We start from the raw sequence: 22060 nt of genomic DNA, 5'->3' as shown, positions 1-22060 counted from the left end.
AAGGCAATGAACAAATACCTTTTCAGCGCACTGACGGCTTCAGTGATCGGTCTGACCGGATGCATGAATGACGACGACAAGAGCTCGGTGCAGCCAGCCGATGAGAGTGTTACCAGTCTTTCCTCGAAGCAACTCGAGACATCTCTGTCCAATTCCTGGTTCCAGCAGGGCCAGCGGGAGATCGTGGCAGCCAAAGAGACCTGGGCCACGGTTACCGGCAGTGGGGACGCTGTTGCTCAATCCGAATCTGTTCAGGAAGCCATTGCCGACGCCCGGGGTAAAGCAAAGAACGTCATCCTGTTCGTGGGCGACGGCATGGGCCTGTCCACAGTCACCGCTGCCCGCATTCTGGAAGGTCAGAATCTGGGCAAGCTTGGAGAAGAACATCAACTGAGTTTCGAGCGTTTTCCTTTCGCCGGTTTAGCCAAAACCTACAATGTGGACGCACAGGTACCCGATTCCGCCGGGACTATGACTGCTATAGTGTCTGGGGTAAAAACCGATGTAGGCGTGCTCGGCGTGGATGAGGACGTTATCCGCGGCGATTGCAGCTCGGCTGCCGGCAATGAGCTGATAACGACGTTGGAGCTGGCAGAGATTAGCGGCAAAGCCACCGGTGTGGTCTCCACCGCACGCATTACCCACGCCACACCGGCCGCTACCTATGCCAAATCGGCGGAACGCAACTGGGAAGACATTTCGGATATGCCTGCCGAAGCGGTTCAGGCCGGCTGCAAGGACATTGCCGATCAACTGGTCAGTTTTGAGCAACTTCTGGAACAGCGTTACGCCGGCGTGGATGTTGATGGGATTGACGTGGTCATGGGCGGTGGCCGTCGCCACTTCCTGCCCGGGGATTCCGCATTCAACAGTCCGGATGCGACGTCCAGTGTTGAGGGTGACCGTACCGATAGCCGCAACCTGATCGCCGAGTGGCAGGCTCAGTATCCACAAGGCGTATACGTGTATGACAAGGCAGGTTTTGACAGCGTCGACCCGGCAACCACCTCCCGGCTGTTCGGCCTGTTCAACGAGTCTCACATGCAATACGAGGCGGATCGTGGCAATGACGTTGCCGGTGAGCCTTCACTGAGTGAGATGACCGCCAAGGCCATCGACATTCTCGATAATGATACCGATGGTTTCTTCCTGACCGTCGAGGCGGGGCGGATTGATCATGCCAGCCACGCGGGAAGTGCTTATGGCGCACTGACCGATACCATTGAACTGGCAAAAGCCGTTCAGGTGGCCGTGGATCAGACCAGTGCGGAGGATACGCTCATCATTGTGACCGCGGATCACAGCCACGTATTGACGATGGCGGGTTATCCCAGGCGCGGTAACCCGATTCTGGGCAAGGTCGTGGGTATTGAGGAAGATCAGCCTGCACTGGCGGCGGATGACCTGCCATACACTACGCTGGGCTACGCCAATGGCCGTGGCATGCGCGACTATGGAAGTGAGACCGATGCGGACCGTACCTATAGTGACCCGGTCAACGCCGGAAGAATGGACCTGACCAGTGTGGATACCACTTCACCGGGCTATCATCAGGAGGCATTGGTGCCGCTTGGTAGTGAGACTCACGCTGGAGAGGACGTAGGCATTTATGCCCGGGGCCCGGGCGCCAGCCTGCTGACTGGCACCAATGAGCAGAACATGATCTATCATGTAATGGATTATGCGGCCGACATCAGCGGGGCTGCCAATCAGGAGGTTCAATAACCCCGGTAAGGTTGACGTTTTTTAGAGCATCAGATCCGCGCTGAAAACACCGTAAATCCGGCCCACTTGGTAACAGAGTGGGTCGGGTTTGCGGTTTTTTGTTTCAGAAAACCCTTTTCCTGCCGATAAGCCAGTTGAATACACTAAAGTATGAGTTATTAACTCACATCAATTCTTTAGTCTCCACGATGGCCTTAAATAACAAAATGTTGGCAGAAGCAACGATAAAGAAGAGGTTTCTATGGGGTTACTGGATCGGGCTTCAATACTATGGGGGGTGGCGGTTGCCGTTGTTCTTGCGATCATCAGTGCAGTGGTGGCGCCTTTGCTAGGTCTTGAACCAGCATCAACACTGGTTGGGCTGGTGGTTGGCCTTGTGGCCGCTGGCGGCTTTCTGATCGTCCGGGTGCTGGAGCCGACCGAACGCGGGCTCAAGGCCCTGAACGATGGCACCCTGGCAGAAGATCATCCGCTCCGGGCCCAGTGTCGGCAGTTGCTTTCCGATGCGAAAGCCGGGCGGGCTCTGGTGGAAACCCTCTCCGGAAGCGCGGACAGGAACGCTATTTCCGCCGCCCAGGTCTCCTTCGCCGCAGACCAGCTCAAGATCCGGCTGGACCGTCAGGTGGAAGAAACCGCCCAGATGGCCGATTACGCGGGCCAGATTACCGAGACCGTCCGGGAGTCCTCCGAGCAGGCGACCGATGCCGCCACCATGGCTCTCCAGAACAAGCAGGTCAGTATCGAGGGGCGCGAAGCGCTGATCTCGGCCATTGACAGTGTGCGCGCGGTACACCAGCAGTCCGGTGAGAATCTCCGGCTGATCCAGGAGCTGAACGAGAAGTCCAACAAGATCCAGGGCGTGACCGCCACCATTCAGGGTATTGCCGAGCAAACCAATCTGCTTGCACTCAATGCGGCCATTGAGGCCGCCCGTGCGGGTGATCAGGGCCGCGGATTTGCCGTGGTGGCGGATGAGGTGCGTCAGCTGGCGGGTCGCACGGCCCAGGCGACCGGTGAAGTGGCGGAAACCCTCGAGGAAATCCGTTCGGATACCACGCTGATTGTGTCCCGGATTGAAGACCTTGCCCGCAGTGTTGAGGCGGGGCTGACCTCCGTGGAGAGCGTGGGCGAGCGTCTGGAGCAGATCCGGGACCAGTCTGACCGGGTTCAGCAGCAGGTTTCCCGGATTGCTGAAATTGACCAGAACAACGAGCAGAGTCTGGCGCAGGTGTTCTCGGCCATTGAAACGGTACGGGACCAGATTTCCGAGAGCGATTCCAGCGTGGCATCTCTGGCAGAGCAGGCCGCCACATTGATGGAGCTGGCGGAAAAAGCCAATGCCTCCTTCGCACTGAACAGCGAGGCCAGTTATCACCGTCCGTTCTACGATCAGGCCAGGGCCGGTGCCGACCAGATTGGCCAGCTGTTCGAGCAGGCCATTCGTGACGGCAAGTTGTCAGAGAGCGCGCTGTTCGACAACAAACGAACACCCATCCCGAACACCCATCCGCCCAAGTATTCCAGTAGCTTTGACAAATTCACCGATCAATACCTGCCTGCGGTTCAGGAGCAGGTCAAGAAGGCGCATGGGGCGATAGTTTTCGCCATTGCTGCTGCGCCGGATGGTTATGTGCCCACCCACAATCGGGATTTTGCCCACGCGCCGACCGGGGATCCGAAGGTGGACCTGGTCAAGAGCCGGAGCAAGCGACTGTTCAATGACCGGACCGGCATCCGTTGTGGTACGCACACCGAGAACATGCTGCTGCAAACCTACCGGCGGGACACTGGCGAGATCATGCACGATCTGTCCGTGCCTATCTACGTGAATGGTAAGCACTGGGGTGGCTTCCGTCTTGGTTACCGTCCGGACAATCACTGACCGGCCTGGCGTTTCCGGCCCGGGATGCTGTGATAGACTCCGGATAACCGTTCAACAGGAGCCTTGCCTTGACTGAGTCGGAATTTATCCCCGCCGATCCGGATCCCGCCTCCCGCAGGTCAGACCCGGCCCGTAACCTGGCCGTTGTGGTTTACATACTTCAGGCGCTGTCGTTTTTCCTGGGGGGCATCACGGGTCTGGTGGGTGTGATCATCAACTATGTCAAACTGGATGATGTGCGCAACACCTGGGTAGAACACCATTTCCGCTGGCAGATCCGCACCTTCTGGATTGGCCTGCTGTGGACGGTGATCGGCATTGTCACCACGCCGCTGATTATCGGCTGGTTTATTCTCCTCGGCGTTTCGATCTGGATTATCTACCGGATCGTCAAAGGGGCCCTGGCACTGAATGATGGCAGGGCGCCGGTCTGAAAGGGCCGGCTATCAATCCCCGGTTACTTCCTTCAGATCCCTGGCACTGAACATCCCAGCCAGCCCCATCAGGCCAAGAACAATAATCACGGCCACCTCCGAGATCATTGAAACAAGGGCAGTCAGACCACCGGTCGCAAGCAGCAGCAATCCGATCACGGTGTTGCTGACAGCGGTGTAGTCTGTGCGCTTGTTTCCGCCGGCCATGTCCACCAGATAGGTTTTGCGACCGAGTCGCACACCGGCGTGGGCAATGCTCAGAACAAAGAAGGCAATGGGGTAGAACCATACACTGCCGATGTTGGTGCCGAGCCAAAGCGCTGTAAATCCAACCACCAGGCATACGCCGCTGGCCATGGCGGCGCCGCGAATCATCACCTTCCGGCTTGAGGTATCGGCAGCCCAGCCCCAGAAACTGGCACTGAGCGAGCTGGCGAGACTGCTGGCCAGCAGGAAAACGCCCAACATCCAGCCAATGTCGGATTCTTTCTGTGCCAGTACGACCAAATAGGGTGAAGCCAGTGCCGAGCTGAGCAGCAGGGCCCGGGTAATCACGAAGTTCCGGAACGGAACGTCATCCCGGAGCAGGGACAGGCTTCGAAATGCCTCGTTGATGGCATTTCCGCCGCCACCGGTTTCGCCTTCGAATTCCTTTACCCCGGCAAACAGCAGGCCGGCGATCACCCAGAGTGCCGCGGCCAACAGCAGAAGTACCGTGTAAAAACCAATGGTCGGATCGCCCCGCTCCCAGAACAGGAGCACTGTAAGAATAACGGTTGCGGTACCACCAATGGTGGACGCCAGCCCCGAGAGCCTTCCCCGGCGGGTTTTCGGGATGCACTTGCCCTGAACATCCTTCATGGACACCGAGCAGAATCCACGGGCCAGTGAAAATGCGATGAGCGAGGCTACGATTCCTCCACCGGCGGCATAACCCTCAAGAAACCACACGCTCGCCGCCATGGTGATGACACTTATCGCCTGGCCGAGACTTCCCAGCGTCCAGAACCACTTCCGAACTGCCCGTCGACGGACCTGGGCCGCGATGACCATTTGCGGCAACATGGAGCCGGATTCCCGGATGGGAACCAGCCAGGCAACCAGCGCGGGTGCCCCAACAGCGCTCATGAGCCAGGCCAGCACGGTTTTCGGGCTGATCAGCAGGTCGCCCAGCTTGGTCAGCACGTTGCTGGCCAGAATCAGAAAGAAATTGCGGGGCACTTCCTGGCAGGCTTCTGCAGGAATATCCTTGCAGACCCGCGCGTCTTCCTCGTTCGCAATCAGAGCGTAGAGCTGATCGATGGCATGCTTTTTCGACGTAGGTTCTTGTGTGGACAAGCGATCGTCCTCCGGGAAAATGAGCACAAAAGCATAACAGCTGATCCTATTTCGCTTAAATGCCGGGTACGGACGGGGTGGCATTGCAGACAATCCTGCGGCTTAATAGGCGCGAGTTCTGACCATTCAGGAAGCCCTATGCTCAGCTATCTACACGCCTTCCACGCCGGAAACTTTGCCGATGTCCAGAAACATGCGGCGCTGACGCTGGCCCTGGCAATGATGCAGGCTAAGAAATCCGGCATTGCCGGCTTTGATACCCATGCCGGCAGTGCCATCTATGACTTGCGCAGTGAAAAAGCCCGGAAAACGGGCGAAGCGGACAGCGGTATCCAGAAACTCTGGAAGGCCCGGGAACAGTTGCGATCGGAGGACTGGCGGCCGGTGCTGGATGTTATGGCACAGTTCAATGCCGGAAGCGGAGAACTGACGGTTTACCCGGGGTCACCTGCCTGGTTTCGGCATTTTCTCCGGGCCGAAGATGGTCTGACCCTGTTTGAGCTCCATCCCGCTGAAGGTGAACAGCTGGCGGACTGGGCGTCTGCTGGCCGGGCCCGCGTGCTAAGGCAGGATGGCCTGGCGGGCCTTCTCAGGCAGTTACCTCCGAAGCAGCCTCGCCTGCTGGCACTGATTGATCCATCCTATGAAATCAAGTCCGATTACCGGGATGTTGCCGAAACTATGGGGAAAGCGTGGCAAAAGTGCCGGCATGGGGTCTATCTTGTCTGGTATCCGGTACTGACCAGTGGTCTTCACGAGCAGTTGAAAGACGCTGTCAGGGCCACCGCTGTCCGTAAGGTGCTGTGCAGTGAGGTGCATCTGCGAACGCCACCGGAGCGGGGCATGACAGGCTCTGGGCTTCTGGTGATTAATCCGCCCTGGGGATTTGATACCCGGTTGTCGGCGATGATGAATGATATTGCCGGTCCCGATGCCCTGAATCTGTCTCATGGAGTCGAGTGGCTGGTGTCTGAATAGCCCGGCCGGTTGACGGTTCGGAGGAGCGATCTGATTGACAGAAAAGCCGGTTCAGAAGATTGAAAGCACCTGTCTGCAGGGTGGCCTCACCCCTGTAGACGAATGGAAAACACCCGAAACCTCCGCCAGGCGGTCACTGAAGGATGCCCTTCTCCACATCCTGGCGCAGATCCGTGCGGGTGTTGTGCAGGAAGACGAAACCTTTGAAAGCCTTGATAACCTGCCTGAATTAGCCCAGTCCGAGCTTCAGGGCCTGGCTCCACAGCCGGATTTCCCAAAGCTGGCAGATGCGCTTTGGAGTGCTCTGGAAGCCAGTCGGTCGGTTGCGCGGTCCAGCCGCGACGTGACCTTTCTTGTGGCGCCTCCATTTTCGGGGGTGCGGTCTGCACTTGAATATTTCCCGGAGCTTCAGGCGGGGAGGAGCAGTGGGACAGATCAATGGTCCCTGATAGCGCCTCCCGAGAATCTATTGCTCGACGATCAGGGCGCCAGGGATTGGTGGGATAGACAGGATCTTTCCCGGCCTTGGGTCATTCCGGAATTGGCCGATTTCTGGCTTCGCCATCTGTCTGGCCTGGCGTTGATTCGTGAATTGCTTCGGCGAGTGGCTGCTGGCGGGCTCGCCCCTGGTCTCATTGGCTGTTCCAGCTGGTGCTGGCAGTTCTGGTCATCCTACTTTGGAGACACCCACCTGGCACCGCTGACTCCGGCACCGATGACGGCCACAATGCTCGGAGACTGGTTTGAATGCCTTGCTTCAGGCACTGGCGGACAGGCAGTGATCGCGCGGATGGCTGATGATGGCTTCTATGTGTTGCCAACGGCGAATCCAGTGCAGGGCAAAAAACACAAACACAGTGGATTTCTCAGGGATCTGGCGTCTGTTGCCCGGGGCAATCCGGGGGTTGCGCTCGCAATCTGGCGGCGGTCACTCAGAGCGCGCCCCGAAGACAACCCGGCAATGGAGAATCTGGCGGAAGAACCTGTTAAAGACGCAAGCTGTGCCCGCTGTTGGGTCGTTCCGTTTGACCAGTTGAGTCTTCCGGCTGTTCCACAGATCCAGGGAGACAGTATTGGTCTTGTTTTACATGCCTTGCTCCTGCATGAGGGGCTGAATACATCGTTCCTCGAGCTGGTGACAGGTGTCCAGGAGCCTCAACTGGGTTTCGTGCTGTCCCGGCTGGCCCGCTCAGAGCTGATTGAACAAGTGGAATCCAGCGATTGCTGGAAAGTCACTGCATCTGGATATCCGTCTATCCGGCGACACCTGCAAAGCTGGGGCTTCCCGGTAGACATGTTCTAGGAGATGAATCATGGGTGATCTTGGTATCCAGGAAGCGTTTTCGGCGATTACCTACAAGGCATTGCTGGAGGCACTGGTCGTGGTGCTTGCCGCAACAGCGCTGACCATCGCCATTCAGAAGCTACTTCCGAAAATCGCAGGAAAGCTGGGCGGCAAACCCCGGTTCTACATCCTGGCATCCGTTCCGCTGCTGCGGCTGATCATCATTGTGGGGACCATCATTGTGGTGGTTCCGATCCTGGTGGAACCCTCTTTCGAGAATATGGTGGCCATCTTTGGTGCGCTGGGCCTGGCCCTTGGCTTTGCTTTCAAGGATTACGCCAACAGCCTGATTGCTGGCATCGTGACTCTGTATGAGATGCCTTACCGCCCGGGGGACTGGATAGAAGTGGACGGCAAATACGGGGAAGTGCGTTCGATCGGTGCCCGTGCTGCCGAACTTGTGACACCGGATGACACTGTGGTTGTGATTCCCCATGGCAAGCTTTGGGCGTCACTGATCGCAAATTCCAACGATGGCACGGATAACCTGATGTGTGTGGCGGAATTCAATCTTGAGCCCCACCATGATGTAAGCAGGGTTCTGGGCCTGCTGCGGGATGTGGCCTACACGTGCCCCCACACACGGACGTTTCGGCCAGTGGTGGTTGTGGTTTCCAATAATCCCTGGGGGATGTGTTACCGCCTGAAGGCTTATCCGGTTGAGCTGAAGGACCAGTTTCGCTTTATCTCCGAATTGACGGCCCGGGGGGCAAGTGCACTGGCTGCCGAGGGAGTCAGTTTTGTTTCAGCCCCCGTTGCCGGAAACCGCTGATTCGCGGCTTCCGGCTTCGAACTCCTCAATCAGCTGAAGCAGCTTTTCCAGGATTTTCTGCCCACTTTCTCCGGTGCGTTCCAGATAAATGTCCCGCACCGGCCTGCTCGCCTCACGAAAAGCCTTCCGTTCCGCATCGGTGAGCCGAACAACGCTCAGTTGACCCTCTTCCAGCATTTTCTCAAGCCGTGTCTGATTGAGCTCTTCCTGGGTTTTCCAGGCAATTTCCGCGACATCTTTCAGGGCGTTGTCCAGCCATTGTTTCTGGTTTTCCGGTAATGAGTCGTACCACTCCAGATTTGAGATAACCGACGAGACAAACTGTGCGGGCCGTGCAAGGGTCAGCGTACTCTGGACTTCATGGAAATCCATTTCCTCAATCGCAAAAACGGGATTGCTCTGGCCATCAATCTTCCGGAGCTGGAGATCACTGTATACCTGCGAATAGGGAATCTGGCTGGGTTCGGCACCGTAAGCGCGATAGGCTTCTTCGGCCATATTGGAGGTCATGGTTCGGATCCGGAGTCCCTGGAAATCTTCCGGGGTGCGCAGAGCCTTATCCGCCGTCCAGGCCATCCAGCCTTCCGGAACGAAGCCCAGCAATTTCATGTTCTGGCGCGCGTAGGGCTGCTCAAACAGACCGGTCAGTTCCGGGCTTGCCAGCAGTTGCCGGGTGATTTGGGAGTCTTCGGGCAGAATAAAGTGCAGGGTGAAGATGCCCGCTTCCGGCACCTTGTCGGCCAGGTGCCCGGGTGAGGCGAAAGCGAGGTTTACCGAACCGTTCCGGACCAGTTCGGTGAGCTGGGTCGAGGTTCCGAGGGAGCCGTAAGGGAAGATGTCTATCAGAATCCTGCCGTCGGAACGCTCCTCAATGCGCTCTTTCAGGGCCTCGGCGTAGGCATGCTGAACACTGCCCTCAATCTCTTCCAGGGCAAACCGCCAGGTGACGGGATACTCGGGCGGCTCTGGGGTTCCGGCCGTGCTGTCCCCGTTGCCGGCATTCTGGTTGTCCGAGCATCCGGCCAACGCCAATACCAAGGCGGCGCACAGTGGCCAAAACCTGAAACGGAACGTGTGCATAACGGGAACTCCAGTTCTCTCGGTCCTTGTTTGATATCGATATACAAGGTAACACAAGAACACCCGCGGTCGTGGGTAACAGGGTGCGATTGGATTACACTGTCGCCCAAAACGATTCAGGGACTATGGGAGTGACTCGATGGAGCTTCAGTTGCCGGCCGGAGGCGGGGAATGACGAACCAGAAACAGGCCATGCTGTATGGCCTTGGCACGGTACTGTTGTGGTCAACGGTAGCAACGGCGTTCAAGCTTTCCCTGCGGGAGATGGCACCCCTCCAGATGCTGCTGGTTGCGAGTAGTGCGTCGGTTTTGGTGATGGCGTTAATCCTGATGCTCCAGGGCCGTTGGCATCTGGCATTTTCCCTGAGCCGGAAGCAGTACGCCCAGTCCTTTGGTATGGGCCTGATCAATCCCTGCCTTTACTACCTGGTGCTGTTCGGAGCCTTTGATCGCCTGCCCGCTCAGGAAGCGCAACCGCTGAACTATACCTGGGCACTGGTGCTGGCCTATCTGTCCGTTCCCTTCCTGGGCCAGCGGCTGCGCAAGCTGGATATTCTGGCGGGCCTTGTCTGTTACGCCGGAGTGGTGGTAATCGCAACCCGTGGCGCCATCTCAACCCTGGGCTTTTCCGATCCTGTCGGGGTGTCTCTTGCCCTGGGCAGTACCGTGATCTGGGCGTCCTACTGGATTATTGCCACGCGGGATACCCGTGATCCGGTGGTTGGGCTGTTTCTGAACTTTTTGTTCGGGCTGCCGGTCATTTTTCTGATCTGCTGGTGGGCCGAAGGCTTGTCTTTTGTTTATGTTACCTCTGGTACGTCGCTTGTGGCGGCGGTCTATGTCGGTGTATTCGAGATGGGCGTTGCCTTTGTTCTATGGTCCTACGCCATGAAAAAGGCGGAAAACACGTCAAAAGTCAGTAACCTTATCTTCATTTCTCCGTTCCTGTCCCTGGTGTTCATCCATTTCATACTGGGCGAGCAGATTCTGCCCTCGACCTACATCGGGCTTGTTCTGATTGTGGCGGGTCTCTGGCTTCAGCAGAAAAAGGTCAAAGCCAGGGAGGAGGCCCTTGCCCATGGCGGCTAACTGGTTCGTTTATATGGTGCGGACTGCCCGGGGCGCGCTTTATACCGGTATCACCACGGACGTGGCGCGGCGTTTCCGGGAGCATCAGGCAGGCACCCCCAAGGGTGCCCGGAGTCTGCGCGGTAAGGGGCCCCTTGAGCTGGTGTTCAGCACCGCCGCCGGAGACCGGAGCCGGGCTTCAAAGCTGGAATGGCATATCAAACAATGGCCCCGGTCACGGAAAGAGGCGCTTGCCCGGGGCGAGTTCAGCCTGCCAGATGACGTTTGATGTGTTCCCCGGCGGTTTCCATGGCGGCGGTTGCGCGATCGAGCTGACCGCTGTGCACCTGGAATACGTGCCAGAGGCTGTTGAAGACCTCGAGCCGGGTTTGCACATTATCCCGGTTCGCAGCGTCGGCCAGGCGTTCGGCATCGTTCAGCAGGATTTCCTGGCTGCCTACCTGAATCAGTAAAGGGGGCAGACCGCTCAGGTCACCAAAAATTGGTGAAATAAGTGGGTTGGTCAGGGGTTCCTTACCGGCATACAGCCTGGCAGCCTTGCTGGTCCAGCGTGCCTGGAGTACCGGCTCGCATTCCGGCGCATAGAGCTGTTCCTGGGTCAGGTCCACCCAGGGTGAAAACACGGTCAGTGACGCCGGCAGTGGCAGCCCCTTGTCGCGCAGGCGCATGGCGAGCGCAATCGACAGGCCACCACCGGCGGAATCGCCGGCGACGGCGATCTGCTCCGGTTTGTAACCCTCTTCAAGCAGGCCATTCCAGCAGGCTTCGGCGTCATCCAGAGCGGCGGGGAAGGGATTTTCGGGCGCCAGCCGGTAATCCGGCGTAACGACAGAGCAGCCGCTGGTTTTGGCCAGGTGGCCGGTCATTCCACGATGAGTGGCGGAGGATCCGATGATGTAGCCGCCACCGTGCAGGTACAGCACTGCTCCGTAAGGGTTGTTTCCGTAGGTTGTCCGGGTTGCCGGTACCCCGCCAACGGCGGCTTTCTGAAACCGGGCGCCCCGCGGTGGTATCGAACTGCGATATGCCTGGCTGACAATTCTTCTCTGGAGTGAAACCGGAACCGCTGGGTTGAGGACTGGTTTCACCAGACTGTTCATCGTCTGGCGCAACCCTGTCTCGAGAAGCTGTTGCAACATCTGTGGTATACCCTCGCTATGGGTTAGGCCCGCTATAGGTTAGGATTGAGAGCCGGAAACTTATAACTCATCCATGACAGGCGTTTAACTCTACGTGTACTGGAAAACAGATACCATAGAAATACCGGATTGGGACAGACACTCGCTTCTGGACAGGCTCGAACCATTTGATCCCGCTCACTCACGGGAACTCCGTGAGGAGATGGTCGCCTACTGCCGTTTTTACGGCCTTGATCTCTGGGTCGAGCATCCGGAGGTAAATTACCATCAGGGCTATATCAAGGCGGGTGGTCACGAGGTTATGGTGCACTATTTCCGGCTCCCGGACGCGAAGCCGGGCCGGGGCACGGTGTTTATCCTGCACGGCTACTTCGATCATGTCGGGCTCTACAGCCAGTTGATTGAACGGTGCATTGGAGCGGGATTTGATGTGCTGGCCTATGATCAGCCGGGCCATGGCCTGTCCAGTGGCACACCGGCGGCGATTGACAGCTTTCTGGAGTATCAGGGGGTCCTGGCAGACGTTTTGGCGCGGGCCAGGGGCAAGGTCCGTGAGCCGTGGTTTGCGGTCGGGCAGAGCACCGGGGGTGCGATCCTGATCGACTATCTGTTATCCAACCAGCACGATCAGGCCTCATCCGATTTCCGCAACGTGGTCTTGCTGGCGCCGCTGATAAGGCCTATGGGCTGGCTCGGAGCCAAAACGCTCCACAGCCTGGTAAAACCATTTATCTCCCGCTGGCGTCGGGTGTTTGCGGAAAACAGCGGCAACACCAGGTTCCTCCGATTTTTGCGGGAACACGATCCGCTTCAGGCCCGCGCCGTCCATGTGGACTGGGTGAGTGCCCTTCGGAGATGGGTCCCGCACATCGAATCGGCCAGGCCAGTCGATTTTCCGGTGACGGTGGTGCAGGGTGAAAAGGATCTCACGGTAGACTGGCAGCACAATCTGCGCATTATCCGGAATAAATTTTCCTCAGTAGAGGAACTGAGAATCCCTGACGGACGTCATCATCTTGTGAACGAAGCTCAGGATTTGCAGGCAACCGTATTCAACACCATCATTGACACATTCACGAACTCGGCAGCAGAAGTCCGCTAAACCAAAGAGGGCCTGCTGAAGCAATCAGGTACAGGAGAAAACTGTGAAGAAGACGATTCTTGCGTTTGCGGTGGCAACTTTCGGTCTCGCCGGTTGTATGACCTACGACCCGTACACCGGCGAGGAAAAGACATCGAGTGCGACCAAGGGCAGTATTATTGGCGCCATTGGCGGTGCGGCCATAGGTGCCGCAACCTCCAGCAAGAGTGACCGCGGCAAAGGCGCGCTGATTGGTGCGGCCAGTGGTGCGGCGATTGGTGGCGGTATCGGTTACTACATGGACAAGCAGGAAGCAGAGCTGCGCCGGAAGCTGGAAGGCACCGGTGTTCGCGTGGTTCGAAACGGCGATCAGATCGAGCTGGTGATGCCGGGTAATATCACCTTCGATCTGAATGAGTCCAGCATCAAGCCCGCGTTCAGCGGCACCCTGGAGTCCGTGGCTCTGGTCCTGATGGAATACGACAAGACCATCATTCAGATTGAGGGGCACACCGACAGCTCGGGCTCTGACAGCTACAACCAGCTGCTCAGTGAGCGTCGTGCCTCATCCGTCAGGGATTTCCTGCTGAATCAGGGCATTGCGCCCAAGCGCACCCGCGCCGTTGGTTATGGGGAGCGCTACCCGGTGGCCTCCAACGACACGCCAGCCGGTCGTGAGCAGAACCGTCGCGTTGAACTGACCCTGGTGCCCATGCGATAAGCCGGGCACTCGAAGCCATAAAAAAACCGGAGGACATGCGCCTCCGGTTTTTTCGTTTCAGGCCGTGGTTCAGAACAGGACGCGGCAGCGGATCGTTCCCTTCACCTTGAGCAGCTTCTCCAGTGCCAGCTCGCCGTAGTCCTTGTCAACATCAATCACCACGTAGCCAATGTCTTCCTTGGTCTGCAGGTACTGACCACACACGTTGATGTCATTTTCCGAGAATACCCGGTTGATCTCGGACATCACGCCCGGCACGTTCTCGTGGATGTGCAGCAGACGGTGCTGGTTGGGGTGTGACGGCAGCGCAACTTCCGGGAAGTTCACCGAAGAAACCGATGTGCCGTTGTCGCTGTACATGGCCAGCTTTTCCGCCACCTCACGGCCGATGTTCTCCTGGGCCTCGATGGTGGAGCCGCCCACGTGCGGGGTCAGAATCACGTTATCGAATTCCCGCAGCGGAGAAACAAACTCTTCGTCATTGGACTTCGGTTCCACCGGGAACACATCAATGGCGGCGCCCAGAAGCTTGCCGCTACCCAGGGCATCGGCAAGGGCGTCGATGTCGACAACGGTGCCGCGGGAGGCATTCATCAGGATGCTTCCAGGCTTCATCTGGGCAAACTGCTCGGCCTTGAACATGTACTTGGTGGCCGGCGTTTCCGGCACGTGCAGGCTGACCACATCGGCAATGTTGAGCAGTTCCTGCAGGGTGCCCACCTGGGTGGCGTTGCCGATCGACAGCTTGGAAACCACATCATAGAAGTACACGTCCATGCCCAGGCCTTCGGCCAGGACGCTGAACTGGGTGCCGATGTTGCCGTAGCCGATAATGCCCAGCTTTTTGCCGCGAATTTCGTAGCTGTCCTTCGCGGACTTCAGCCATTCGCCGCGGTGGGCCTTGGCGTTCTTCTCAGGCACGCCCCGCAGCAGCAGGATCGCCTGGGCCAGAACCAGTTCCGCAACGCTCCGGGTGTTGGAGAAGGGCGCGTTAAATACCGCAACGCCCCGACGGGTGGCCGCCTGCAGATCCACCTGGTTGGTGCCAATACAGAAACAACCCACGGCCACCAGTTTCCTGGCAGCTTCAAATACTTTCTCGGTCAGCTGGGTACGAGAGCGAATCCCGATGAAGTGCGCATCGGCAATCTTCTCTATCAGGTCTTCCTCAGCCAGCGAGTGAGTCAGATACTCGATGTTGGTGTAGCCCGCAGCATTCAGGGTATCAATGGCAGATTGATGCACGCCTTCCAGCAGCAGAATCCGGATTTTGCTCTTCTCAAGAGACGTATTTGACATGGGCTTGCTTCCGAACCTTTCGTCACGTGAAATGACCCGTGGCCAGTGATCGTCAGGGCTGGCTCACAGAACAGGGGCGGTATGATACCATAAACGCAGACTTTCACAGTGCGCCGGTTTGTCTGAATCAACTGACTGTGATTCCTGTTGCAGGATGCCCCGGCCCAAACCTGACGAGACCGACGAATCCATGAATTCCGAACAGATCATTGCTTCCCTCAAAGACCTGGTGGCCTCCGGAGATGCCCCTGGAAAGGTACTGACCGACCCGGCGGATCTGGACACCTACGGCAAGGACTGGACCCGGATCTATCCGCCCAATCCCCTGGCGATTGTGTTGCCCAAGACCACTGAACAGGTCCAGGCGCTGGTGAAGTTTGCCAATGCGAATCAGGTGGCATTAGTGCCCTCCGGTGGCAGGACAGGTCTGAGCGCGGGTGCCGTGGCAGCCAACGGCGAAGTGGTTGTGGCGTTCGACAACATGAACCGGATTCTGGATTTCAATGCCAGTGATCGCACGGTCCGTTGTCAGGCCGGCGTTGTGACTGAGCAGTTGCAGAATGCTGCCGAGGAAAACGGCCTCTATTACCCGGTGGATTTTGCCTCCGCCGGTTCCAGCCAGCTTGGTGGCAATCTCTCCACCAATGCAGGCGGCATCAAGGTGATCCGCTATGGCATGAGCCGGGATTGGGTTGCCGGCCTGAAAGTGGTGACCGGTAAGGGCGATATCCTGGATCTGAACAAGGATCTGGAAAAGAACAACACTGGCTATGATCTTCGCCATCTGTTTATAGGTGCGGAAGGTACCCTGGGCTTTATCACCGAGGCCACCATGAAGCTCTCCCGCAAACCGGACAACCTGACGGTGCTGGTTCTGGGCCTGAACGACCTGGCCAATACCATGGATGTGCTACAGACCTTTCAGAAGAAGATTGACCTCACTGCCTACGAGTTCTTTTCTCACCAGGCCATGGGCCATGTTCTGGCCCACGGCCAGGTGCAGGCGCCGTTCGAGACAGAGGCGCCTTACTATGCATTGCTGGAGTTTGAAGCGGTCTCCGACCAGGTTATGGACGATGCCATGGGCCTGTTCGAGCAATGCATGGAAAACGGCTGGGTGCTGGATGGCGTAATCAGTCAGAGTGAGACCCAGGCCCGGAACCTGTGGCAGCTGCGGGAACGGATTTCCGAATCGATTGCGCCCCGCACCCCCTATAAGAACGACATTTCGGTCGTGGTTTCCAAGGTTCCCGGTTTCCTGCAGGAAATTGACGAGGTGGTCACCGAGCATTACCCCGATTTCGAGATCATCTGGTTTGGCCATATCGGCGACGGCAACCTTCACCTGAACATTCTCAAGCCAGAGGATATGGCCAGGGAGGACTTTTTCGAGAAGTGTCAGCAGGTGAACAAGTGGGTGTTTGAGATTGTTGAGCGCTACCAGGGCAGTGTTTCTGCCGAACACGGTGTTGGCATGACCAAGAAGCCCTATCTGAAGTACACTCGCAGTGAGGCGGAAATCGCTTATCTGAAAGGGATCAAGCGGGTTTTCGACCCCAATGGCATTATGAACCCGGGCAAGATTTTCGACTGATGCAGGATCACATCGTTGTACTGACAGGCGCTGGTATCAGCGCCGAAAGCGGCCTCTCCACTTTCCGGGATAACGGCGGATTGTGGGAGCAGCACAGTGTCTACGATGTGGCCACGCCCGAGGCGTTTGCCCGTAATCAGGAGCTGGTGCTGCGGTTCTACAACGACCGCCGGCGCCAGCTGGAATCCGCACAACCCAACCAGGCGCATCGCCTGCTGGCGGAGCTGGAGCAGTGTTACCGGGTAACGGTGATCACCCAGAACGTCGATGATCTCCACGAACGTGGTGGTGCCAGCAACGTGATCCATCTCCACGGTGAGCTCACCAAGGCCCGCAGCTCAAGGTACCCCGAGCTGGTGTATGACATAGGCTACCGGGACATAAACCCCGGCGACGCTTGCCAGAGGGGTGCCCAGTTGCGCCCGCACATCGTCTGGTTTGGCGAGGAAGTCCCCATGCTGGAAAAAGCCGCCGAAATTGTCCGCACGGCGGATCACCTGCTGATCGTGGGAACGTCTCTCCAGGTTTATCCAGCCGCCGGGCTGGTTTACGAAGTGGACAGGGATGTGCCCATTACGGTCATTGATCCGGGTGAGCCGGCTTCGGTGTCCCGGGCCCGGGTTATTCGTAAGGGGGCCGTTGAGGGTGTGGCTGATTGGGTAAATAGCTTAGGGTAACTCTGCACAATGGGCTGAATCGGGATGAGGCTCCTAAAACTGTGCGGAGCCATGGATGGCGGAGCCCAAGCGTCACATGGATGTGCCGCAAGGAGCGTGTTTTGGGAGCCTCATCCCGGTTCAGCCTGCTCCGAAATCCCAAGGTATTTTTCCAGTTCCGAGCGGAACGCCGCCTGAACGCCCAGCCGCTTCAGCATCCAGTAATGGCCGGCGATCATCCGGTCGATAAAAATACTCTCTACCGGTGGTTTGAAATAGTCGAGATATTTGAAAACAGTGCTGGTTTTCGCGGCCACCCGCTTGTGAATTTCGGATTCGCCAAAGTCATAGGGCTCGTCGTGTTCGAACGGCACCACGAGTATATCCCGCCACATGGCGTAGTAGGCTCCATCCACCGCTGGTTGGCTGCCGACCCGGGCGCCGAGGTCAATGAGGTAGCTGTCCAGGGCTTCATAATCCTCGTTCAGGGCGGCCACCAGGGCGTTGCGGTAAGCCTCGACAATCTCCGGTTTCAGTTTCTTCACGCACCCGAAGTCGTACACGATGATGGTTCCGTCGGGACGGTAGGCGAAGTTGCCGGCATGGGGGTCGCCGTGGATACACTGGAAGCGGAACAACTGGTCTGCCATCAGGGTGAAGATCCGGTGGCCGATCAGGTTGATGGTGTCCTGGTTGTACCGGTCACGGGTGACTTTGCTGACATGGTCGCCCTCAACCAGTTCCATTGTAAGGACACGACGGGTTGAATGGCTTTCCGCCACAGCGGGAATAAGGACCCACGGCTGGTTCTCGTGGAATTGGCGGAAGAGTTCTATATTCCTCGCTTCATTCTCATAGTCCAGTTCCTCTTTGAGCCGCTCACGAATCTCCGCGAACAGACGGTCAACAGATTCCCTGGGCATCTTCAGCAAGCCACCCAGTTTCAGGGCCATACGCAGTTGCTTCAGATCGGAATCGCAGGACTCGTCCACACCGGGGTACTGAACTTTCACAATGACATCGGTACCGTCCTGCAGCCGCGCCCGGTGCACCTGGCCGATTGAGGCTGCGGCGTAAGGGGTTTCCTGCAGATATTCGAACAGTTCGGGGACCGGTTTTCCCAACTCTGACTCAATCTGCTCGACGATCACCTCAAACGGCATCGGAGGCGCTTCTCTCTGCAGCTTCTCCAGCGCGTCTGAAAACTCCCTGGGCAGAAAATCCTGGGTCTGGGAGGCAATCTGGCCCACCTTCATAACCGCGCCCTTGAGCTCTCCGAGGGTGTCGGCAATCTGGTCCGCCATGCGGGTGTAACTCTCGCTCTGGGCGCCTTCATCATTTTCTGTTCGGAACAGTCGGCGCGCGCGCTGGCCTGCATACTGCCCTGCGACAGAGGCCGTCATGCCTGCGAGTTTGAAAAAGCGCCCACTTCGGGAGGTTACCGGTTTCTTTGCCATAACAGAGGTACGCCTTTGACCGGATTCGGGTTTAGTCGGGCCTGCACGTTAAACCACTTTGGTCTCCACGAACAGCAGGTCTTCCAGTTCCAGTGACAGAGTCTGGCCGGAGTCCAGCGGGCCGACGCCCCTGGGGGTGCCGGTCAGGACGATATCACCGGGCAGCAAAGTGAACTGGCTGCTGATGTGGGCAATCAGGGGCGCCACCGGATTGAGCATGTCCCGGGTGTCGCCGGTTTGCTGGCGGCTGCCATCGATGTCCAGCGTGAAGTGAATATTGCCACCGGCAAACTTCTCGGCGGCCACGAAGGGCGAAAGTGGGCAGGCACCGTCAAAGGCTTTGGCCCGCTCCCAGGGCTGGCCTTTTTCCTTGAGCTTGCTTTGCAGGTCCCGCAGCGTCAGGTCCAGCGCCAGACCGTATCCGAGGATGGCGGCTTCGGCCTCACTGGCCGTGGCATTGGTCAGGGGGCGGCCAATGAGTACGGCCAGCTCGGTCTCAAAGTGAACCGCACCTTTGTCTCTGGGGAAGTCCAGCGGGCGGGTGATGTGGACAGCTGAGGTAGCGGGTTTGATGAACAGCAATGGCTCATCAGGCACCGGATTATTCAGTTCCTTCGCGTGCTCGGCGTAATTGCGGCCAATGCAGACGATCTTGCCCAGAGGCAGATGAACGGGTGTGCCGTCCTTCCAGTGGTGTTGGTAATCCGGCATGGTCGCCTCCTGTTTGCTGTTGGTTATTCCCCTTCAAAAGAGCACACAGTATAAACCTGAAGCCCCTCATCCTGCAGCTTCCGTGAGCCTCCGAGGTCGGGCAGATCAATCATGGCGGCGACTTCCACAATCTCCGCACCGATCCGCCGGATCAGGCGGCTTGCCGCCAGCATGGTGCCGCCCGTGGCAATCAGGTCATCCACCAGTACGACTTTGTCACCGGACTTGAACGCATCCTTATGCAGCTCGACGGAGGCCGTGCCGTACTCCAGCTCGTAGTCTTCAACCAGGGTGTCGAATGGCAACTTGCCCTTCTTGCGAACCAGTACCAGAGAGGCGTTCAGCTCATAGGCCAGTGCCGAGCCAATGATAAAGCCACGGGCATCAACGGCGGCGACAGCGTCAATCCTGTGGCCGTGGTAGCGATGTACAAAGGCATCAATCAGCTTCCGGAAGGCGGTCTTGTCCTGAAGTACCGTGGTGATGTCGCGGAAGGCGACACCGGGCTTCGGCCAGTCCGGTACGGTGCGAATAGCTGTTTTGATGCTCTCTGAGAAATAATCCATAACAGATCCGGTAGTTGTTCCGGCCGCGGGCTATGCCACGTCCAGGAAAATGAATTTCAGGATAAAGACAACGGCAATAATAGCAACACTGGGATTCAGGTCAGACCAGCGGCCACTCAGTGCCTTCAGAAGGGCGTAGGTGATAAAGCCCAGGGCAATGCCGTTGGCGATAGAAAAGGTCAGCGGCATCATCAGCGCGGTGACCACCGCGGGAGCGGCATCGGTAACGTCGTCCCAGTCGATCAGCTTGAGACCGCTGGCCATCAGAACGGCCACATAAAGCAGTGCTGGTGCCGTGGCGTAGGCCGGGATAATACTGGCAATCGGTGACAGCAGAAGACTGGCCAGGAACAGCGTCGCTACTACCACTGCAGTCAGGCCGGTACGGCCGCCGGCGGAAATACCGGCTGTGGATTCAATGTAACTGGTGGTGGTCGAGGTGCCAAGCGCGGCACCGGACATGGTGGCGACGGAATCCGACATCAGCGCGCGGCCAAGCCGAGGGAGCTTGTCGTCCTTGTCCAGTAGTCCGCCACGCTGGGCAGCACCGATGAGCGTTCCGGAGGTGTCAAACAGATCAACGAAAAGGAACGCAAAGACCACGCTGATCATACCCACGTTCAGGGCACCGGCCACGTCCAGTTGCATAAAGGTAGGGGCCAGACCCGGAGGTGCTGATACGAGGCCTTTGTATTCCACCATGCCCAGTGCCATCGCAACGCCGGTGACCGCAACAATGCCGATCATCACCGCACCGGTTACCTGTCGGAACGACAGTGCACAGATCAGCACAAAGCCGCCAAAGAACAACAGACTCTCTGCCACCTTGACTTCACCGAGACCGACCAGCGTTGCCGGGTGGTCGACCACAATGCCGGCGTTCTTCAGGGCGATCAGGGCCAGGAAGAAACCAATACCCGCCGAAATGCCGAAACGCAGGGACATGGGAATACTGTTAATGATCCATTCCCGGATCTTGAAAATGCTCAGCAGGAAGAACAGGAAGCCGGACAGGAATACTGCCCCCAGCGCCACCTGCCAGCTGTAGCCCATGCTGCCAACTACGGTGAAGGAGAAAAAGGCGTTCAGCCCCATGCCGGGCGCCAGCGCAATCGGGTAGTTGGCCCACAGACCCATGATCAGGGTGCCAATTACGGCAGCCAGACACGTGGCAACAAAGATGGCCCCGAAATCCATGCCGGCGGAAGAAAGGATGCTGGGGTTGACCACGATGATGTAGGCCATGGTCAGGAAGGTGGTTATGCCCGCGACCACTTCTTTACGAACAGTGGTGCCGTGGGCCTGGAGTTGGAACAGTCGTTCAAGCATGACGGGTGTCTGCCTCGCAGGATGCTGAAAGTTAGTGTTTGGGGGCTGATCTGAATGGAAAACGTGGAGTGCATGAAAAAAAACGGCAATCTTACCGGCTGGTTGGCCCAGGGCCAAGGGATGATTGACAGTTTGTCACATCCGAAAAGTGCGGTCAGTTTCCGTGAGGGTCCCGCTGCAGCCGGATATCAAACCGCACCGCAAGCATGCGCACGAGTGTGATAAACAGCAGCCCAATGGTCAGGGACAGGGTTTCGTTCTCAAGGAACCACTGGCACACGAAATACAGCCAGCACCCGGCGAAGGAAATGGATGCGTAGATCTGGTCCTTGCGGAATATGTAGGGTACCTCGTTACACAGAGTGTCCCGAAGTGCGCCACCAAAGGTGCCGGTCATCACCCCGAGAAGCGAGGCGATAAACCAGGAGTGCCCCATATCGAGAGCCAGTTGAGCGCCCAGTATGGAAAAGACACCGAGGCCGATGGCGTCAGGGAATACGATTCTGGACTCGCGAATCCGCTCGGCCCGATTCCAGTAACTGAACACAATCGCCATACCCAGAATCAGAATGGGCTGTTCCTGGTGCTTGATCCAGTAAACCGGGTGGTTGTCCATGATCATGTCCCGGAGGGTGCCGCCGCCGAGGGCCGTAATGAATCCGATGGTAAACACGCCGACAGGGTCCATATTCTTGGAACGCGCCATGATCATGCCGGAAATGGCAAACGCGATGATTCCAATCATTTCAAGCACGTAGATGACGTCGAGCATGGCGGGCCCTGAATAGTGAACAAGGAGTGGCCTGGCGGCGAATTTCCGAGCGCGAAGGATAGCGGAAAACGCCTTTTGGTTCATCTTCAGGG

At 57.8% G+C, this 22060-nt stretch carries 21 protein-coding genes; 12 read left to right on the top strand and 9 right to left on the bottom strand.

Features of this window, described 5'->3' with window-relative positions:
• Positions 1-6 precede the first annotated feature (6 nt).
• From D0851_RS06370 to D0851_RS06360, 3 genes are all read left to right on the top strand, one after another.
• Positions 7-1725: an alkaline phosphatase gene (locus D0851_RS06370; protein WP_117617879.1), complete on the top strand. Its 1719-nt coding sequence runs from the start codon at positions 7-9 to the stop codon at positions 1723-1725.
• Between the two features lie 241 nt (positions 1726-1966).
• On the top strand, positions 1967-3607 hold the full coding sequence (locus tag D0851_RS06365) for a methyl-accepting chemotaxis protein (RefSeq protein ID WP_117617878.1): 1641 nt from the start codon (positions 1967-1969) through the stop codon (positions 3605-3607).
• Between the two features lie 68 nt (positions 3608-3675).
• Positions 3676-4041, top strand: a complete 366-nt coding sequence (locus D0851_RS06360; protein WP_117617877.1) for a DUF4870 family protein — start codon at positions 3676-3678, stop codon at positions 4039-4041.
• A 12-nt stretch (positions 4042-4053) separates the two neighbouring features.
• Here D0851_RS06360 and D0851_RS06355 read toward each other — a convergent pair whose 3' ends face one another.
• Complete coding sequence (locus tag D0851_RS06355; protein ID WP_117620308.1) at positions 4054-5379, bottom strand: MFS transporter; 1326 nt, start codon at positions 5377-5379, stop codon at positions 4054-4056.
• A gap of 138 nt (positions 5380-5517) precedes the next feature.
• On the opposite strand from D0851_RS06355, the gene D0851_RS06350 reads away from it, so the two are divergent.
• From D0851_RS06350 to D0851_RS06340, 3 genes are read left to right on the top strand one after another with little or no spacing between them, the layout of a single operon-like run.
• The gene (locus tag D0851_RS06350; RefSeq protein WP_117617876.1) at positions 5518-6357 is read left to right on the top strand and encodes a 23S rRNA (adenine(2030)-N(6))-methyltransferase RlmJ; all 840 of its coding nucleotides are present in this window, start codon (positions 5518-5520) and stop codon (positions 6355-6357) included.
• Between the two features lie 34 nt (positions 6358-6391).
• Positions 6392-7660, top strand: coding sequence for a hypothetical protein (locus tag D0851_RS06345; RefSeq protein ID WP_227539465.1), 1269 nt, complete (start codon positions 6392-6394; stop codon positions 7658-7660).
• A 10-nt stretch (positions 7661-7670) separates the two neighbouring features.
• Positions 7671-8474: a mechanosensitive ion channel family protein gene (locus D0851_RS06340; RefSeq protein ID WP_117617875.1), complete on the top strand. Its 804-nt coding sequence runs from the start codon at positions 7671-7673 to the stop codon at positions 8472-8474.
• On the opposite strand, the gene dctP is transcribed toward D0851_RS06340, so the two are convergent.
• On the bottom strand, positions 8448-9554 hold the full coding sequence (gene dctP / locus D0851_RS06335) for a TRAP transporter substrate-binding protein DctP (protein ID WP_117617874.1): 1107 nt from the start codon (positions 9552-9554) through the stop codon (positions 8448-8450). The genes D0851_RS06340 and dctP overlap by 27 nt on opposite strands.
• A gap of 171 nt (positions 9555-9725) precedes the next feature.
• Here dctP and D0851_RS06330 point away from each other — a divergent pair, with 171 nt between their 5' ends.
• Together D0851_RS06330 and D0851_RS06325 are read left to right on the top strand one after the other, a co-directional pair.
• Positions 9726-10643: a DMT family transporter gene (locus D0851_RS06330; protein ID WP_117617873.1), complete on the top strand. Its 918-nt coding sequence runs from the start codon at positions 9726-9728 to the stop codon at positions 10641-10643.
• Complete coding sequence (locus D0851_RS06325; protein ID WP_117617872.1) at positions 10633-10911, top strand: GIY-YIG nuclease family protein; 279 nt, start codon at positions 10633-10635, stop codon at positions 10909-10911. Before D0851_RS06330 ends, D0851_RS06325 begins: the two co-directional genes overlap by 11 nt.
• Here D0851_RS06325 and D0851_RS06320 read toward each other — a convergent pair.
• Entirely contained in the window at positions 10889-11782 is an 894-nt protein-coding gene (locus tag D0851_RS06320) for an alpha/beta hydrolase (protein ID WP_117617871.1), read from the bottom strand. The two genes, D0851_RS06325 and D0851_RS06320, sit on opposite strands and share 23 nt — an antisense overlap.
• 94 nt (positions 11783-11876) lie before the next feature.
• On the opposite strand from D0851_RS06320, the gene D0851_RS06315 reads away from it, so the two are divergent.
• Positions 11877-12884 carry an alpha/beta hydrolase gene (locus D0851_RS06315; protein WP_117617870.1) on the top strand — a complete coding sequence of 336 codons (1008 nt, stop codon included), beginning with the start codon at positions 11877-11879 and terminating at the stop codon, positions 12882-12884.
• Positions 12885-12927: 43 nt separating this feature from the next.
• Positions 12928-13584 (top strand): OmpA family protein, encoded by a 657-nt coding sequence (locus tag D0851_RS06310; RefSeq protein ID WP_117617869.1) that lies wholly within the window; start codon positions 12928-12930, stop codon positions 13582-13584.
• A 69-nt stretch (positions 13585-13653) separates the two neighbouring features.
• Here the strand turns inward: D0851_RS06310 and serA are convergent, their stop codons facing one another.
• Entirely contained in the window at positions 13654-14883 is a 1230-nt protein-coding gene (serA, locus tag D0851_RS06305) for a phosphoglycerate dehydrogenase (RefSeq protein WP_117617868.1), read from the bottom strand.
• A 190-nt stretch (positions 14884-15073) separates the two neighbouring features.
• Between serA and D0851_RS06300 the strand changes: the two genes are divergently transcribed.
• Complete coding sequence (locus tag D0851_RS06300) at positions 15074-16477, top strand: FAD-binding oxidoreductase (RefSeq protein ID WP_117617867.1); 1404 nt, start codon at positions 15074-15076, stop codon at positions 16475-16477.
• On the top strand, positions 16477-17154 hold the full coding sequence (locus D0851_RS06295; protein WP_117617866.1) for an SIR2 family NAD-dependent protein deacylase: 678 nt from the start codon (positions 16477-16479) through the stop codon (positions 17152-17154). Before D0851_RS06300 ends, D0851_RS06295 begins: the two co-directional genes overlap by 1 nt.
• Positions 17155-17264: 110 nt before the next feature.
• Here D0851_RS06295 and D0851_RS06290 read toward each other — a convergent pair whose 3' ends face one another.
• The 5 genes from D0851_RS06290 to D0851_RS06270 all read right to left on the bottom strand — a co-directional run bounded on the left by D0851_RS06290 (position 17265) and on the right by D0851_RS06270 (position 21968).
• Entirely contained in the window at positions 17265-18590 is a 1326-nt protein-coding gene (locus D0851_RS06290) for an ABC1 kinase family protein (protein ID WP_117617865.1), read from the bottom strand.
• Between the two features lie 48 nt (positions 18591-18638).
• Positions 18639-19301 carry a fumarylacetoacetate hydrolase family protein gene (locus D0851_RS06285; protein ID WP_117617864.1) on the bottom strand — a complete coding sequence of 221 codons (663 nt, stop codon included), beginning with the start codon at positions 19299-19301 and terminating at the stop codon, positions 18639-18641.
• Positions 19302-19324: 23 nt separating this feature from the next.
• Positions 19325-19867, bottom strand: coding sequence for an adenine phosphoribosyltransferase (locus D0851_RS06280; RefSeq protein WP_117617863.1), 543 nt, complete (start codon positions 19865-19867; stop codon positions 19325-19327).
• 30 nt (positions 19868-19897) lie between these two features.
• On the bottom strand, positions 19898-21196 hold the full coding sequence (locus tag D0851_RS06275) for an NCS2 family permease (protein WP_117617862.1): 1299 nt from the start codon (positions 21194-21196) through the stop codon (positions 19898-19900).
• Between the two features lie 154 nt (positions 21197-21350).
• Positions 21351-21968, bottom strand: a complete 618-nt coding sequence (locus tag D0851_RS06270; RefSeq protein WP_117617861.1) for a trimeric intracellular cation channel family protein — start codon at positions 21966-21968, stop codon at positions 21351-21353.
• Positions 21969-22060 lie beyond the last annotated feature (92 nt).

It is taken from the genome of Marinobacter sp. Arc7-DN-1 (assembly GCF_003441595.1).
GTDB lineage: Bacteria > Pseudomonadota > Gammaproteobacteria > Pseudomonadales > Oleiphilaceae > Marinobacter > Marinobacter metalliresistant.
This window is presented reverse-complemented; position numbering and strand designations above follow the sequence as displayed.

What these genes read in the sequence shown, in the direction of transcription:
- D0851_RS06370 (WP_117617879.1), top strand. Translation starts at nt 7, where the DNA reads ATGAACAAATACCTTTTCAGCGCACTGACGGCTTCAGTGATCGGTCTG.
- D0851_RS06365 (WP_117617878.1), top strand. Translation starts at nt 1,967, where the DNA reads ATGGGGTTACTGGATCGGGCTTCAATACTATGGGGGGTGGCGGTTGCC.
- D0851_RS06350 (WP_117617876.1), top strand. Translation starts at nt 5,518, where the DNA reads ATGCTCAGCTATCTACACGCCTTCCACGCCGGAAACTTTGCCGATGTC.
- D0851_RS06340 (WP_117617875.1), top strand. Translation starts at nt 7,671, where the DNA reads ATGGGTGATCTTGGTATCCAGGAAGCGTTTTCGGCGATTACCTACAAG.
- dctP (WP_117617874.1), bottom strand. Translation starts at nt 9,554, where the DNA reads ATGCACACGTTCCGTTTCAGGTTTTGGCCACTGTGCGCCGCCTTGGTA.
- D0851_RS06330 (WP_117617873.1), top strand. Translation starts at nt 9,726, where the DNA reads ATGACGAACCAGAAACAGGCCATGCTGTATGGCCTTGGCACGGTACTG.
- D0851_RS06325 (WP_117617872.1), top strand. Translation starts at nt 10,633, where the DNA reads ATGGCGGCTAACTGGTTCGTTTATATGGTGCGGACTGCCCGGGGCGCG.
- D0851_RS06320 (WP_117617871.1), bottom strand. Translation starts at nt 11,782, where the DNA reads ATGTTGCAACAGCTTCTCGAGACAGGGTTGCGCCAGACGATGAACAGT.
- serA (WP_117617868.1), bottom strand. Translation starts at nt 14,883, where the DNA reads ATGTCAAATACGTCTCTTGAGAAGAGCAAAATCCGGATTCTGCTGCTG.
- D0851_RS06300 (WP_117617867.1), top strand. Translation starts at nt 15,074, where the DNA reads ATGAATTCCGAACAGATCATTGCTTCCCTCAAAGACCTGGTGGCCTCC.
- D0851_RS06295 (WP_117617866.1), top strand. Translation starts at nt 16,477, where the DNA reads ATGCAGGATCACATCGTTGTACTGACAGGCGCTGGTATCAGCGCCGAA.
- D0851_RS06290 (WP_117617865.1), bottom strand. Translation starts at nt 18,590, where the DNA reads ATGGCAAAGAAACCGGTAACCTCCCGAAGTGGGCGCTTTTTCAAACTC.
- D0851_RS06285 (WP_117617864.1), bottom strand. Translation starts at nt 19,301, where the DNA reads ATGCCGGATTACCAACACCACTGGAAGGACGGCACACCCGTTCATCTG.
- D0851_RS06280 (WP_117617863.1), bottom strand. Translation starts at nt 19,867, where the DNA reads ATGGATTATTTCTCAGAGAGCATCAAAACAGCTATTCGCACCGTACCG.
- D0851_RS06275 (WP_117617862.1), bottom strand. Translation starts at nt 21,196, where the DNA reads ATGCTTGAACGACTGTTCCAACTCCAGGCCCACGGCACCACTGTTCGT.
- D0851_RS06270 (WP_117617861.1), bottom strand. Translation starts at nt 21,968, where the DNA reads ATGCTCGACGTCATCTACGTGCTTGAAATGATTGGAATCATCGCGTTT.